General features: G+C 30.5%; 15 protein-coding genes. All 15 read right to left on the bottom strand.

Going from position 1 to position 16,358, the window contains the following annotated elements; genetic code table 11:
• Window positions 1-77: 77 nt before the first annotated feature.
• From M947_RS22650 to M947_RS22585, 15 genes are read right to left on the bottom strand one after another with little or no spacing between them, the layout of a single operon-like run.
• A complete protein-coding gene (locus M947_RS22650) occupies window positions 78-1,157 on the bottom strand; it encodes an N-acetylneuraminate synthase family protein (protein ID WP_021288460.1) in 1,080 nt (359 codons plus the stop codon).
• Between the two features lie 24 nt (window positions 1,158-1,181).
• Window positions 1,182-2,375 (bottom strand): DUF4915 domain-containing protein, encoded by a 1,194-nt coding sequence (locus tag M947_RS22645; protein WP_021288459.1) that lies wholly within the window; start codon window positions 2,373-2,375, stop codon window positions 1,182-1,184.
• Between the two features lie 26 nt (window positions 2,376-2,401).
• The gene (locus M947_RS22640; RefSeq protein WP_021288458.1) at window positions 2,402-3,385 is read right to left on the bottom strand and encodes a class I SAM-dependent methyltransferase; all 984 of its coding nucleotides are present in this window, start codon (window positions 3,383-3,385) and stop codon (window positions 2,402-2,404) included.
• A 12-nt stretch (window positions 3,386-3,397) separates the two neighbouring features.
• Complete coding sequence (locus tag M947_RS22635) at window positions 3,398-4,579, bottom strand: N-acetyl sugar amidotransferase (protein WP_021288457.1); 1,182 nt, start codon at window positions 4,577-4,579, stop codon at window positions 3,398-3,400.
• Window positions 4,569-5,351, bottom strand: coding sequence for an imidazole glycerol phosphate synthase subunit HisF (hisF, locus tag M947_RS22630; protein WP_021288456.1), 783 nt, complete (start codon window positions 5,349-5,351; stop codon window positions 4,569-4,571). The genes M947_RS22635 and hisF overlap by 11 nt, the downstream gene beginning before the upstream one ends.
• Before the next feature lie 8 nt (window positions 5,352-5,359).
• Window positions 5,360-5,977 carry an imidazole glycerol phosphate synthase subunit HisH gene (gene hisH / locus M947_RS22625; protein WP_021288455.1) on the bottom strand — a complete coding sequence of 206 codons (618 nt, stop codon included), beginning with the start codon at window positions 5,975-5,977 and terminating at the stop codon, window positions 5,360-5,362.
• Complete coding sequence (locus tag M947_RS22620; protein WP_021288454.1) at window positions 5,964-6,299, bottom strand: hypothetical protein; 336 nt, start codon at window positions 6,297-6,299, stop codon at window positions 5,964-5,966. Before M947_RS22620 ends, hisH begins: the two co-directional genes overlap by 14 nt.
• 1 nt (window position 6,300) lies before the next feature.
• Window positions 6,301-7,437, bottom strand: a complete 1,137-nt coding sequence (locus M947_RS22615) for an N-acetyl sugar amidotransferase (RefSeq protein ID WP_021288453.1) — start codon at window positions 7,435-7,437, stop codon at window positions 6,301-6,303.
• Window positions 7,434-8,066: an acyltransferase gene (locus M947_RS22610; protein WP_021288452.1), complete on the bottom strand. Its 633-nt coding sequence runs from the start codon at window positions 8,064-8,066 to the stop codon at window positions 7,434-7,436. The genes M947_RS22615 and M947_RS22610 overlap by 4 nt, the downstream gene beginning before the upstream one ends.
• The gene (asnB, locus tag M947_RS22605; protein ID WP_021288451.1) at window positions 8,066-9,727 is read right to left on the bottom strand and encodes an asparagine synthase (glutamine-hydrolyzing); all 1,662 of its coding nucleotides are present in this window, start codon (window positions 9,725-9,727) and stop codon (window positions 8,066-8,068) included. Before asnB ends, M947_RS22610 begins: the two co-directional genes overlap by 1 nt.
• A 3-nt stretch (window positions 9,728-9,730) precedes the next feature.
• Window positions 9,731-11,032, bottom strand: a complete 1,302-nt coding sequence (locus M947_RS22600; protein ID WP_021288450.1) for a Rossmann-fold NAD(P)-binding domain-containing protein — start codon at window positions 11,030-11,032, stop codon at window positions 9,731-9,733.
• Complete coding sequence (locus M947_RS22595; RefSeq protein WP_021288449.1) at window positions 11,025-12,167, bottom strand: DegT/DnrJ/EryC1/StrS family aminotransferase; 1,143 nt, start codon at window positions 12,165-12,167, stop codon at window positions 11,025-11,027. Before M947_RS22595 ends, M947_RS22600 begins: the two co-directional genes overlap by 8 nt.
• Window positions 12,164-13,024, bottom strand: coding sequence for a radical SAM/SPASM domain-containing protein (locus tag M947_RS0112140; protein ID WP_021288448.1), 861 nt, complete (start codon window positions 13,022-13,024; stop codon window positions 12,164-12,166). The genes M947_RS22595 and M947_RS0112140 overlap by 4 nt, the downstream gene beginning before the upstream one ends.
• A complete protein-coding gene (locus tag M947_RS22590; RefSeq protein WP_021288447.1) occupies window positions 13,014-13,706 on the bottom strand; it encodes a cytidylyltransferase domain-containing protein in 693 nt (230 codons plus the stop codon). Before M947_RS22590 ends, M947_RS0112140 begins: the two co-directional genes overlap by 11 nt.
• Window positions 13,707-13,719: 13 nt before the next feature.
• Window positions 13,720-16,341: a 6-hydroxymethylpterin diphosphokinase MptE-like protein gene (locus tag M947_RS22585; protein WP_021288446.1), complete on the bottom strand. Its 2,622-nt coding sequence runs from the start codon at window positions 16,339-16,341 to the stop codon at window positions 13,720-13,722.
• Window positions 16,342-16,358: the final 17 nt, after the last annotated feature.

Below are 16,358 nucleotides of genomic sequence, written 5' to 3'. Positions count from 1 at the left end.
TCTAAACTCTGCTATGACTTCTCTCATTATATGGATAGACTCTGCTTCAAGTTGTTTTAGATGGGTTAACACATTTATCATAAAATACAGTTCCAGTTTATTGGATCTTCAAAACAAATATCTCTTGAAGCAGTTACATTATTTTCTTTAAATAGTTTCAAATACTTAGGTTCCAAACCTTTCTCTTTTTTACCAGATCTCAATATTGAAATATCTTCTACCTTTATGACCTCACCTTTTTCTATATCTCTTTTTGAAAAAAGTGTCATATACGCAAAATCTCTTAAATACTCTTCATGCTTATAACATATCTTTTCCGTACTTCCATAAATCTTTTTATCTATACTAAAATCTCCACTCGCGTAGTCAATCTCTGCTTTTCTGATGTTTTGCACCATCTGCTTTAGCTCATGAGGTTCAAGTGCAAAAAAATGATCAGGGCCTTGCATCTCTTTATCTAAAGTAATATGTTTTTCAACCACAGTTCCACCTAGATATATACACTGAACTGGTGCATCTGATGGTTCTTCTGTATGATCTGAGTATCCTCTTTTGATCTTTGGAAAAACCTTAGCAAATGTATCCATAACACCCATATTTACATCTTCTAGCTTTGTAGGATACTGTATAGAACAATGCAAAAGTGTCAGATCATTATGATATTTCAAAACACTATTTACTGCTTCTTCTATCTCACCTATTGTAGCACCACCTGTACTCATGATGATAGGAAGTTTTGTTTTTGCTGCTACTTCAATTAATGGAATATGTGTTATCGTATATGAAGAAAGTTTAATTACTTTCATACCTTTTTCAATTAAAAAGTTTAAGCCCTCAATATCAAATACAGAAGCCATAAAATCGATTTGTTTTAAATTGCAATATTTAATTATATCATCAATCCATGAAATTGGTAATTCAAATGATTTTACCGCCTCATAAATATCGTAGCTATACTCTCTTTTATCATCTTTCCAGTCCATCTCACCAGCACTTCTAGGATATAAGTTTTTAGCACTAAACATTTGAAACTTAGCTGCATTACAACCTGACTGTTTTGCGACATCTATCATTTTAAGAGCATTCTCTAAACTACCATTAAAATTAATACCGATTTCTGCTATGATATAAACATTTTTTTTTGGGTTTGAATTCATAATATTTATTAATTAACGAATTTCTTATAATGCAATAACACTATGAATATTTTCTATTTCAGGAAAAGAATGAAACATGCTTGCCTTGGTGTTTTCATCAAATATATAAATACCACAGTTTAATGAAATGTTTAATGAAATGTCTTTTAATCTATCAAAATATCTATGTGAACTTTGAGCTATATAAAAAAATTTGTCATCTTTATCTATTCCTCTGATAAAACCATCAAAATTTCCTATTATTTTGTTATTAGTCTTATATAAGTCTCCCCTCATACTATCTAAAAGTACCATATTATTATCTATAATCTGAATTGAATGGGGCATCCACATATTTTCTATTATAGGTCCATTAATTTTTCTAGTTTTGAGGTCATATTCTAAAACCCCTCCATCATAAACTCCCTTTCTCCAGTTTCCTGTAAATGAAAACATAGAGATTAATAAGGTTTCGGTATTTTCATCAAAAAAAACATCATTAACATTATGTTGAGCTTCTTGTGAACTGCTAAATTTGTCACTTATTTTTATCTCATCTAAATGTTTACCTGTGCTTAAATCAAAGATAGACACAGAATCTCTGCCTGAGTTTCCCATAAAAATTTTATTGTGTTTTTCTGAAATAGAAACTCCATGTGCTATTGAATTGTCTAATACTTGTATTTTATTTACTATATTAAGTTTGTGATCAAATAAAATTATACCTTCTATTTCATCTCCTAAGCATATATAATTTTCACTTTTTGCAAGACCTCTTGATTTTCCACTAAAAATTTGGTTTAAATTTTTTGTTTTTGTATTATACACATAAACTCCACCTTTATCGCAAGCTGGAGCAGGTACACTAAACAAAATATTTTTATCCAAAAAAATAATTTCATCTCTTATTTTTAAATTATTTAATACAGGGGAACATACAAAGTCTTCCCCCTCAATTAAACTTTTTTCTTTAAGTTCTCTAACAAGTCCCTTGAAAGAACCTGTTGTGATAATAATAAAATAATTTTCCTTATCAATTAAATCTTTGTAGTCAATAATCTTGACTCCTTTTTCATAATGCCCTTGAATGCTTTTATTATTATCAATTATATATGTTGGTACTAAATTTAATAGTTTAATTGTTTTTTCTACCCATTCTCCATTACCCCAAAAAACAACTTTTTTATCTCTGCACTTACTTATTATGTCTTTTTTACCTAGCCAAATATCATTATTCATTTATATAACCTCTTTAGTTTTTAACTTTATATTTTTTTTGCAACTATTGACATGTTTGATGAGAGTTTGTTATCAGTCAAAAATTTTTGAAATTTTTCTCCCAATTCCTCATATCTATCAATGCATACAGTTTTGATAAAAGCATTTGGTTTATATATCCCTGATAAAATATCTTTTCTTACTAACTCGACATCTAAAACACCAGGAGTATCTACTTCTACTAATTCAAAGCCAACTCTATTTAGTAAAATATTTATAGAATTTTCATTGAAATAGTTTAAATGTTCATGATCCACGCTTCTTGAATTTTCCCTTTCTACCCCAATATCAAAACCATTATAATGAGGAAATGTTAAATAGAGTAATGAATTATTTGTCATTGTTGAGTATATTTTTTTTAAGAAACTGTATGGATTAGATACATGTTCAATAACTTCAAATGAAACTACACAATCAAACTTTTCTTTTATGTTTAACTCTTCAAAAATTCCATTATATACTTTATATCCATGACTAGTACAAGTTTCATATAAACTATCTGATGCTTCTGTTGCAACAACATTGTCAAATTTATTTATTTTTACCATTTCCTCACAAAATAGCCCGTATCCAGCCCCAATTTCCAAAATAAAATTTGTATTGATATTATATTTATCAATTAGTGAAGAAATTTTTTGTACTCTAGGAATAAATATCTTATCTCTTCTTGCTTCTTTAGATGCTGGGAAGATAAAATCATTGAAGTATTTATAAACAGGTGAGTTGCTATAAAATGACTTGAGTATTTTATGTGTAGGCCTTGGGTTAATATATAGCATACCACAATTATCACACTCTTTGTATTTCATTAAATTTTTTGAAAACAGTTCATGTCGATTGTTAAAATCACATGCTGGGCAGTTTACTTTTTCAAATTGCTCTCTTTTTGCAATCATAAAAGCAATGTCTTCATCTTCATATTGCTTTTGATTTGCTCTTAATGAGTCCGGTCTTATATCATTTTCAGTCATTTTTACCTCTGTCTAATTTTTAATATTATCTTTTTTCCAGTTTCCATTTTTATCTTTCCACCAAACTCTAGGGTCTCTAAAAGTATCAGCTATTTTATCAAACTCTTCTTCGCTCCAACCTACATAATCAAGCCAACGATATAAGTCTTTTGATTTAATGGGATCCATTTTTAATACTATTGGTATAGCCTCTTTTCTACTCATTCTGCCTTTTCTTATCTCACGACAAGCATGATCAGTGGCTCTTCCATATCCAAATTTTATATATTTCATATAATCATGTATGCCGTTTTCATGCATATCATCAAGGTTTGATGTTTTCGTAAATGTTCTCTCAAACGGCTCATCTGATTCTTTAAATCCATACAAATCAATCATCATTTTAGTATGTCTAGTGGCATCCCATTTAACATAATTGCTTAAGTATATTCCCCTTACTCCGATATCTTCTATCTCTTCATCATTGGGATACATCCATGGAATCATCTCTTCTTTAGATAGTGTTTCACCAAACTCTTTTGCTCTTTTTACAAAATCACTCCATTCATATCCTCTTAATTGATGCTCATGTCTGTATCTATATGTAAATTCTATCATATCATTATGAGAGTGCATTCCTCCATGTTCCATTCGGCCATGCTCCCCCCAAATCATTAAAGGTACTTTTTGGGCAACTGCAACCTTGATAGGATATGTATTAATACCTGCATGCGCATGCCAATTCATATCTCCCATCATTTTCATACCCATCCTATTGAGCTTTTTTAAAACATCAATACTTGGAGTAAAGAATATATGATCAACGCCAAAAACTTCTTTCATATTTACTAGGTTTTCCATACCAGTTTTTGTATAGTTATTAGCATTATATGTTACTAGTAATGGATTTAAACCTAAAACTTTTTTGATAATATGAATTTGAAAATAGCTATCTTTTCCTCCACTAACAGGGATAATGCAGTCATAATTGGACCTATCTTGATTTTTGTATTCATCAGTAAGTCTTTGTAATAGCTTCCATCTCCTATCCCAATCTACGTTTGTTTCTCCTTCTTTGGAAACTTGACACCCTGAGCAGACACCCTTTTCATCAAAACTTAATGATGTCGCAGAACTTGAAGGGTATAGACATTTTTTACACCAAATCATTTCTTTTGGTCTATCAGGCTCTATACAGTATTTGTCATCTAACATTAACATCCCTTTTTTTTAATAATTTTTTAGCTCTTTGATATGAATTTTCAGTAAAATGAAAAATATTTCCAGCTGCTATACCAGATACACCTAACTCTGCCAAATCAACAAAGTCGTAAAAATCACCTGCTCCACCACATGCGATTATGGGTATATTGACTAGTTCCATAGTGTTTTTAATTGTTTCTAAGTCATATCCACATGCCATGCCATCCCGGTCAATTGAATTTAAAAATATCTCTCCAGCTCCATACTTCTCGACTTTTTGTACCCAATCATAGAGATTAATATTAGTACTTACTTTGCCAAATTCTGAAAACACTATCGGCTTATCATTAACAATTTTGTAATCAATAGAAACAACTATGCATTGGCTACCATATTTAAGAGCGATTTCTTCAATAAATAGTATATTGTTAAATAATATACTATTTAATATAATTTTATCAGCACCACTTCTTATAATACTGTCTACTTGCTCAATAGTTCTAATACCACCACCAAAAGACAAAGGCATAAAACATTCCTCTGAGATTCTTTTTATAATCTCCCCAATTGAACTATATGATTTAACTCCATGTTCATTTCTATTTAAATCATATCTTTTTTCAACACTTATATCTATGTAAATTAACTCATCAACATCCCATTCATTATATCTATGTGCTTGATTGATTACATTTCCTAAGTGTTGATGTTTAGAAAATTTTTCACTTCGAACTATTTGACCATTTTTTATAAAAAGCACTGGTATCAATCTTTTTTTAACCATAATACATCCTATAAATTAGCAAATTTTTTTAAAAGAGATAAACCATTTTTTTGACTTTTTTCTGGATGAAACTGTACTGCAAATATATTATTTCTTTCATAAGCAACATCAAATGAAAGCCCATGGTGAACTTTTGCTGCAACAAACTCTTGCTCTTTAATATCACAATAATAGCCATGTACAAAATAATAAGTTTCATTCCCCTCACCAAGTATGTTGCTATTATTAGTTATTTTAATATCGTTCCAACCCATATGAATATGAGGATTTACACCTATATTTTTAAAACTCTTAACTTCACCATCAATTAAACCCATACCTTTGCTGTAACCATATTCTTCACTACTGTTTAATAAAAGTTGCATACCCAAACAAATTCCTAATATAGGAGTGCCGCTATTAACTTTATCTATGATTTTATTAAAAAAACCATTAGCTTTAAGTTGTTTTGATGCTAGTTCAAAAGCACCTACCCCAGGTAATATTAATTTGTCATATTTATCTAGTTTTGAATAATCATCGCATATCTCGCACACTATATTTAATTTATTAAATGCATTAAACACTGATTTTAAATTGCTACCACCATAATCAATTATGCCTATCAAGTTTTTATCGTCTTTCATCCATCCACTCTACTATTGAACTGTTTTCCTGTTTTAAATACTTTAAAAAACTATCCATTTTATCAATATCAACTACATTAATATAATATTTTTTAAAACTATTCTTTACTAAGGCTGTTTTAAAACCCTCTTTTTTTAACCTACCATTTATAGAAGGAGTGGCATAAAAACCCCACTCTTTTGCAACAAAATCATACTCTTTATTTGAATTTGTTTTAAAAGAGACCATTTCATTTTTTTCTAAAATGATTTTACCAAAATCTTTTATTTGAATATTATTAACCTCAAAAGTTCTCGGTTTTTCTTTTAATAAATCTATCATTTTAATCCTCTAGGTGATTCTTAATATACCAATTATTATTGGAGTTTTTGTGCCATATATCTTTGTTTCTAAATCTATCCAAAATACCTATAAATTCTTCTCTTTCATAGTTAAGAAAGCGGCTAATACTTTTTATGTACTCTTCACCTAAAGGTTGTAAGTCATACTCTTTTACCAATTTTTTGGCTACTTCTCTTGAGAGAATTCCCAATCGTATATCCTCACAAGCATGATCAGTAGCTCTGCCATATCCAAATTTTAGAACTTTGATGTATTGATGTAGTCTATTAATCTGTTCATCAACACCAACAAATTTTCTATATGTCCCTTCTTTGGCAAGTTCTAATTGTTTAAAACCATAACTTTGAGCAATTTTAAGATTTTCATTAGAGTCCCAGTTAAAATAGTAACTACAAAAAACTGCTTTAATTTCAGTATTATTTTCTATTTCATCTGGAAAATCATATTGCCACAATAGTTCAAATGGAATATTATGTTTTTTTCCAAAAACTTTTGCTGTCATGCCTTTATTTGCTGCATAATGATTGAAGTACTCTCTTGTGATTTCATTGTTATTTGCTAATTTTTCATCTCCGCCATATTCAAATGCAGAATTTTCACCCAGTAAACATAAAGGTATATTAAATTGTTTTGCAACATGCAAAGGATATGCATGCAATAGTGTATGGCTAAGTAAATCAGGATCACCATACTCTTCTAAACCAATTTTAATAAGCTTCTTATGTAGTGTTAATTCTGGCCTAAATATAATAAGATTTGCTCCCATCTCAGGAATTCTCTCTAAATTGTATTTACCAATTTTTGTTTTAATTCCATAATCAACATTAACTGCCAATATTCGCAAACCTTTATTTAATAGTCTATGAACTTGTGTGATACTGTCTTTACCACCACTTACAGGCACTATAGCATCATAACAAGGAGCGTTTTGTTCTTTTGCCCAATCAATCAAATCATTAAATTCTCTTTCTCGCTTAGACCAATCAATTTGATTTTCACTCTTTTTTTTGTCTTTTTTTTCACTTGATTGACAAGCATTACAAATACCTTCATCGTTAAATGTTAGGTATGGTTTTGTACTTGGCATCAAGCATTTTTTACAATATTTTATTTTCATTCTTGTAACCTCTTGCTTATTTGTTTAGATGGAATTCCTACATTTATTGAGTATTCTTCTGTATCTTTTGTTACAACTGCGTTGGCTCCAATAATCGAGCCTCTTTTGAGATTAACTCCTTTATTGATACATACATTTGCACCTAACCATACATCATCTTCTATAACAACATCTTTATGAGTAAACCCTTGTTCCCTAATAGGTATATTTTTATAAAATTTATGATCATTTGCATTGATTGAAATACCTTTAGCAAATAAGCATTTTTTACCAATAATCACATTCCCCCCACCATTTATAATTGTAAAAGGACCAATAGTACTATCTTCCCCTATACTTATAATCCCATCCCTTGCAGAAACTAGTCTCACCTCATGCTCTATAGTAGAATCATTTTGTATAATAATTTTTCCATTTTCCCTATTTCTTAAATCTATTGTTCCTAAAAAACTTACATTGTTTCCAATATATATATTTTCACCCTTACCTTTTATCTTAAGTTTTGGAACACCTTCACAATAAAATTTTTTTCCTATCTTAATTCCATAATATTTTAAAATAAATTTTATGATCCAACTATGAATTATCCAATATTTTTTGTTTGTTATTAGTGCTAAAAAATCAAACATTACTTAACTCCAAAAGATTTTTTCCAATCTTCAAAAACCATATTTTTATAAGCACTTCTATTATATTTTCCTGTTTTATCCCACTCAAACCATTTGTTAATAGGTGCTGAAAAACCTCTTTTATCTGTCCTATTGCTTATCTCATTTGGTATAAACTTTTTAGAAACTTCTTTAAGTATCCACTTTGTGATGCCATTTTTGATTTTGTATTTTGACTCTATAGAAAAAGCATACTGAACCAATCTATAGTCCAAAAAAGGAGACCTATTTTCGATGCTATGTGCCATATTTAGTCTATCACTCATTTGTAAAAGAACTTGCATAGTGCTATAAAAATCATTTAATCCCATAAAATGAACGATGTCTTCACTCATTTTACTAGCATAATTTCCGATCGATTCATCTAGATATCTATTGACTTTTTCATTGTAAGGGTTTTCACATCTATTTACAAGTTTTGCATATCTACTATTTGCACTTCCATGATACTTTCCTATAAGATAAGAGTATTGCTTCATCGCTTCAAGGCTATGTATCTGTTCATCATGATGAAGTAAATGGTACCTATGATAACCTGCAAACATCTCATCAGCACCCTCACCACTCATTACAATTTTCACGCCATCTTTTTTTGCACGTTCTAGCAACATCCATAAAGTAAAACTTGTCCAAGTACATGGTGTATCAAGATAGTAAGCTATCTCTTCTCTTGTTCTTATAAAATCTTCTTTTGTGGGGGATACTATTACTAACTCTTTATTAATCTGTTTAGCAACTAGCTTTGCATACTCTAACTCATCAAAGTCACTATAGTCATAGTGAGCTGTGTATATATAGTCTGGTTTCGCTATACAAGCTATAAGTGAACTATCTACTCCACCACTTATAAAGGCACTATATTGGTGAGCTGCATTTTTTGTTCTTAGCAAGATAGAATCTTCGACTAACTCACTTAAATCAGAAATTATTTTATTTTCATCATCTGGTACATCTATGAGATTGTCCCATATTTTCCAGTAATTGTGAAGTGTATATTTTGCATCCTTTACTTTTATATATTCACCTGGCTCTAGTTGATAAATATCTTTAAACAGTGTCTCTTTTCCAACTGTAAACTCATAAGCTTCATAAGAGATGGCGTCATCATTAAATTTTGCCTCTACAACTTCAAGCAAGCATTTCATTTCACTAGCATAAGCAAAAAAGTCTTTTCCCTGCGTATAATATAGAGGTTTTTCTCCTGATTTGTCTCTTACTACAACTGTTTCTTGATTTAGTTTATCATAAATAGCAAAAGCGTACATACCATTGTGTTTTGAAAAGGAATTAACGCCATTTTCCATATAACTAACTAAAGCTGTTTCTGTGTCTGAATCTGTTCTAAAGCTATATTTAGATTTAAGTGAACTTCTTATTGAGTCATGATTGTAAATTTCACCATTATATACTATTGCATAGTTTTTACTATGGTCAAGTACTGGTATAGCATGTTCTTTTGAGTCTATTATGCTAAGTCTAACCATGCCCATAGTTGTGTTATCATAAGTCTCAAGCCCTTTTTGATTGGGTCCTCTATGAGATATAATATTGAGCATATTTGATACAATTTTTTTAGAGTCATAATTTTTATTTGAAGATATAAAGCCTGCTATTCCACACATATTTTATTCAACTATTTTTACTAAGTTTCCATCACACAACTGGTGATATAAACAATTAGTATTATATTTAAAGTCTTTGAAAAAACCAGTATTATCAAGTATGTACTTAACATCTGATAATCCTATGTTATCTATTTTTTCTTGATTGAAAAATAATGATTCTTTAGATAAACTCATAACTATAACTACATCAGAGCTTATTTTTTCACTATTTATATCAATATAGTTACAAAATGGAAGGATAGTTAAGAGCTCTTTTTGAGTAAAATTTTCATCATATATATCTACTTTTATGTTTTCTTTATGAAGATACTCAGCCAACATTACAGAAGGGGAAAACCTCAAGTCTTTTAGGTTGTTATATGAACTTAGCCCAATTATTGTTACAGAGTTTATATTTTTAGCTTTTAGTAAATTAACATAGTAAAACAAAAAAGAGATGTTTGTACTGTTCGCTTCTTTTAGTATAGTTAAAAAATCGTCTGAAGAACCTCTAAGTAAGTTCTCTATTGATTGTTCAGATTTATAGTCAACATTGCTAACACCTAGTGATAAATCATCAACATCTATATCTTTAAGCAACTCTTTTGATAACACATTTACATCTATATGTGGATAAGATAGCGACAGTTGGTTAAAAAAAGCAATCATAGTATAGTTAAGCGCATTTTTACTGTTTTCATAGATTTCAGCCTCTTCTATACTTTTTAGTTCGACCGCACAAAGATCTAGCAGTCTTAGAAATATTTTTGTTTGAACTATTGCATCTTCACTATTTGCAGATATTACTCTTTTTGAATCTTTATTAAAAAATGTTTCTATTGTCCAGTCACTTCTAAAAACTGTAGCTATACTGATATTTATATTTTCTTTTTTTAAAATATTAGAAAATTTCTGTTCTATAGTTTTAGGTATGCCTGAAGATTGAAATATCACTAAAGTGTTTTTTAACTTATCTTTATTTCGTATAAAAACATTAGCTAGCTCTATATAGTCAAACTTTTCTGTATTTGGAAATGAAATCAAATGTATGTTGTTTGAAAAAAGGCTAGAGTAATCGTTACAAACTTCTATCTTTTGCATATCAACAGTAGGTATCTTGCCTTTTTTAGACCAGCTATTGAGCTGTTCTTTATTTGGGTAACTACCGTCAAGTAAGTTATTTAGTCGGGTTTTATTAAAATCATACACGCTAGGAGTAAAACCACTGTCTTGCAATCTCAAAACAGATGTATATCCTAAATAACCAACTCCCCATATAGAAATTCTTTTTCTTGATAAGAGAGCATCTTGGAAACTAGTCATTGTATTTTCCTATTATATTATTGATAGTTTTGACAACATATTCTACCTCAAAATCATTCATCGCTGAAGACATTGGTATAGAGAGTATCTTTTGAAATGCTTTGTCTGCAACTCCAAATTTATTATTTGATCTGTTTTTATAAAAAGTATGCAAATGAAGAGGTATAAAATGAACACTTGAACCAATATTGTTCTCTTTTAGTTCTTCAATAAATTCATCTCTATTTATATTTTGCGGTAATCGTATAGGAAATAAGTGATAGGTATGATAATGCTCATCTGAGTCTTTATTAAAGATTAGTTTTTCACTTAAGTTATCTCTATAGTATGTTGCAATTTTTCTTCTTCGCTTATTCATTTTGTCTAACTTTTTTAGTTGAACTATACCAAGTGCAGCATGCATACTATCGAGATTCGCCTTGTACCCCATCTCTTCAATATCATAAAACCATCTACCAGCTTTTTCGTATCGCTTAAAAGCTTCTTTATTAACACCAAAATAACTTAATTTTCTGATTTTTTCAATGACTTTTTCATCTTTTGAAACAGCAGCTCCACCTTCACCCATGGCAAGGTTTTTAGTAGCATAAAAACTAAAACAAGTTACATCTGAAAAATTTCCAATTTTTTTATCTTTATATTTTGTGCCTATTGCATGAGCAGCATCTTCGATGACTTTAAGATTATATTTAGTTGCTAAACTAGCAATGGCTTCCATATCACAAGGATAGCCCGCTATATGCACAGGGATGATTGCTTTGGTTTTTGAAGTAATTAATCGTTCAGCTTTTTTTATATCTATATTTAAAGACTCTTCATCAATATCACACAGAACAACTTTAGCACCAATCCAATCAACCACTTGAGCTGTCGCAGCAAATGTCCAAGTTGGAACTATCACTTCATCACCCTCTTCAATGCCCAAAGCGACCAATGCCAAAAAAAGTGCTGATGTACAAGAGTTCAAACCTACACTATAAATCTTTTCATCATGATATAAATACTGAGATAGTGCATTTTCAAACTCTGTCACCTTTGGTCCAGTTGTTAACCAACCAGACTTGATGGTTTCAACTACTAGCTCTATCTCTTCTTCACCTATATCAGGTTTTGCTAATGGTATGAAGTTTTTCATTTTTCTATAACCTCGCCAGTGTCTTGATTCCCAATCTCAGGATACCAACTATCACACTTACTACAAACTGGATCTGTAAGTTTTTGTGCTAAGTGTTGCTCCCTCAAATCTACATATTTAGGATTCATCCAAATCTCTTTAAGGGAATTTTTTGTCACATTTCCCATTCCATCACTATCCCAGTCATGATTGCATCTAGCTACAACTCCATTGTCATAAACAAGCATTTCATATATTGGCATAACACAAGGTTTTCTCTCTTTTCTAGGCTTAATCAAAGAACCAAACTCTCCATCAGCTGAGTGTTCTTCATATATTCTGACTCTATCCACTCTATTTTTCCATATCTCTGTAAACTCTATGCACATCTCTTCTGTTGTATCAGATGTTTTAACCATAGAAGCCTGTGTTTTTACTCTGCCTTGATTAAATTCTAAAAACTTAAGTATTTTTTTTTCTACTTTTTCATATTTTGCTGGTAACCTTGTTTTGTTAAATCTTTCTGGAGTATCTAAACTAAAAGATAAAAAGTTCAATCCATTTACTATAGCTTCAAACTTATCATCAGTTAACATTGTCGCATTAGTAGCCATTTGAACCTCTTTAAATTTTCCAGAAATATAATTTAACATTTCATTAAACTTTGGATGAAGCATACTTTCACCTCTTCTATGCAACACAAAAATCATATCTTTATATTCTTTGGATTCATCAATGATTTTTTTGAAAAGTTCAAAGTCCATATATCCTGTTAAATCATTTACATAATGTCTTGGGCAATATACACACTTTAAGTTACAATCACTTACAAGTTCAACTTCTAATCTTTTTGGAAATGGAGGTGCTTTATAAATCATTTTGTACCTTTGAATTTGTTAATATATCGACTATATCTTTCGATGAAAAACTATAACCTAGCAACTCTTTAGCAACCAAGTTTACTACATATAAATCTTTTGGGTAGTCAACAGTCAATGGGTGAAAGTTCAACTTTTTATTCTCAAAGCCCAGCTTTAATTCTCTACACTTAAATAGTTTTTTATTGTTTTTAATATATCTAGTCACATGCTCTTTATCATTTCTATCTATATCACAACTGTATATATCATTTAATGCTCTTGAAGTGACTATCTCAGATATAAACCCATTGATTGTTTGAGATGCGCACATATAGTCTAACTGTTTTTCTTCAACTTCATTAAACATGGTGTCTATAGCTCCAATGTCAACAAAAGGAGAATCCCCACATACTCTACAGATTATATCTACGTTATAAAATTTTGATGCTTCTATATATCTATGCAATACATCATGCAAATTGCCTCTAAAGACAGGAATTTGTTTTTTAATACATAGGTCATATAACGGGTCATCAGTTAAATCATTAGAGGTTATCACAATAACTTGATTGGCTATTGTTGAGTTTTTACATCTATTGTAAACATACTCTATCAAGGAGCAATTATTTAATTCATGCATCATTTTGTTTGGAAATCTTGTTGAAGATAATCGTGCTTGAATTAAGATGGCTTTTTTCATTTCATTTTTGCTATTATTTTATTGGTTTACTACTAATTACTTCATCTGATGAAGAAACAAGGCTTTCAAATATTTTATTATGAAAAAGATATGGAATTTTAGTTACAAGTTTTTTGTACTGAGAGTATTTTAATAAATATTCCAATTGATCAAAATACATCCAATCATAAGAATTTGTATCTAAAGTAACTTCAATATTTAAGCCTTGTTTATAAGCCAATTGTGCTAGCAACAGATTTCTGTTGTATTGTGCATTGATAAAGTCTTGTTGGTTTATTCCAAGAGAAGGAGCATTTTTAAGAAACCAATCATTTTGGTCAATAATTCCTACATCTTTCAGTAATTTATTTTTTCTTGATTTATCAAACATAATTCTATGGATGCACTTACATTTATGTACCATTTTTTTAACTAATACATTGTGAGAATTATTTTCTAAACTTTTTTTCGTGTAAATAAATATTTCGATGTTTTCAATAACTTCTAACCCAGAGGTAACAATTTTAATTTTGATTGTTGAGCCAAACTCACCAAAAACTGACTTTAGGTTATTTAGACAAGTATCATCAAAACAAAACCCCTTAAATTCAACATCAGGAAATCTAACCATTAGTTCTTTGATATAGTTTACAAACTCCACATCTGCCAAATTCTCCTCAGTCGCCATAAATCCTATAGCATCTTTGCAGTAGGCATTTTTAATTTCTTTATCATCAATGTGTTCAACACTATCCATAAATCTAAGCTCATTAAATTTTTCATCCTGCATACTTATAGTCTTGACAGATCCATCCATGAGTAGCTTGCCACTTTTGCTCTCTTTAAACTCAAGTAGATGTGACTCTTTAAGGTACTTTTCTTCAAGAACAAACTCAAATCCATTGCTATCTACATCAAAAGCCTCTTCTACGCTCTTAAGCGCCTTATCAGCTCTTAGAGTATCGATATGGTTGCCATCTATGTAGACATCTATATCATAAACGTTATCACTATTTATCTTTTTATAGTAACCTATAAAAGTTATGCCGTACTCACTCTGTACTACTCCATACTCTTGTTCATCTTTGTTTTTAAACTCTACTATTTCTGGTCTTAAAGGTGTAGTGTTGTCAAAGTATGCACCATCACTAAGGTTGTATATCTGTTGATCTTTAGATCTGTACTTTTTGGTTTGTAGATTTATAAGTGTTATAGACATAGTAAAGAGTGGCATAGTTACAACTTTATCTCTAAAGTTACCTCTCACATTTAGCACGGTTTTTCGGATATCCGCTACATCATCTAGTTTATCTGCTAGTGAAGTATCGGCTTTGCCTTTAGAGTGTGTTCTTGAGTGACTTGAACCATCATCCGCTAGTGCCATATCAAGACCTAGCAAGTAAACATTTTGACGCGTTAGTGAGAGGGCTATAGCGTAAACTGCTTCACCCACACTTGCTATCTCTAGGTAGTTGTCATTTAGCTTGTACTGGGTTCTATCTTCTAGTAGATAGATGGCATCTTTGTCAAATGTATCAAAGAAAAGTTGTGGGATAGAAGCACTAAAGATAAAAAGAGAGTTTTTGAAAAACTCCTTCTTTCCTTCATATAGTTCTATACTACGCTCAGCAAAAGCGTCTCCTTCATCTATGTGAACAATGATGTCTGGGGCGATATTAAGGTGATACAAAACTCGTAAAGTCGAAAAAGGAGCGATGATGATAAAGTTGTTTTGGTGTTGTCTTAACCACTCTTTGTTTGCACCCAGAGATGGACCAGCACCCAAAACAAGTATGGGCTTATCATCAAAAAACTTTTCATCTTTTTTGAGCATGCTAAAAAATTTATAATCTTTACTAATTTTTTCTAAAACCCTAGAGCCCTTCTCAAGAAGTGCTGCATGAGAGTAGCAGTGTTCTGATCTGCTGAGTATTGCAGTCTGTATTTTTTTTATAAGTACTTCATCTTTTGATGAAAAAAGAGAAAATTTTAAGTAGTGGTTTCGTATAAAAGCATATTCATAAAAATGTGCAAAAGTCTCTTCAAACTCTGGGTTATTTTGGGCTATGCCAAAAAAAACCTCTCTACCCTTAAATGTTTCTTCGTAGTTACATGTAAAAAGAGATAGCCTAAATAGCTCTATATCATCTTCTAAGACTAAAAAAACATCCGCACCCGTTTTTTGACTTATGTTTTGTATATGGAGACCAAGCCCAACCCCTAGGAACATAAACTTATGTATTTTTTTCATAGACATGGATTTTTCAATATTTTTGTTGTAGTAGTTTACTATTGGAGCAGTTGTTGCGTAAGTATGGTTAGCTGTTAATTGTTTTGCGGCTTTAACTGACTCATCATCAAAGTTATGGTTATAAAAAGTCTCTATTACATGTGCATCTTTTTTGAAGTTTATCTCTTTTACTAAGTTATGAGAGTGTTTATAAGAGTCCATATTATATAGAAAATTACCAGAGGCTAGCTCTACAACATCAAAGTAGCCATCTTTAAACTCTAGGTCATACTTTTGTGGGTATTTGCCCTCACCAAGAAGCAGTTCAAGTGCTTTTAGTTTGTTAAAAAGGTCAGGATGACTTTGTTCAAAGTAAAGCATACTTTTTTCATAGTTTTGAACTACAACAGACTCTATATCTTGCATCTACTTATCCCCTTTTG

The organism is Sulfurimonas hongkongensis, from assembly GCF_000445475.1.
Classification (GTDB): Bacteria; Campylobacterota; Campylobacteria; order Campylobacterales; family Sulfurimonadaceae; genus Sulfurimonas; species Sulfurimonas hongkongensis.
Note: the sequence above shows the minus strand (reverse complement) of the source record. Positions and strands in the feature narration are given on the sequence as shown.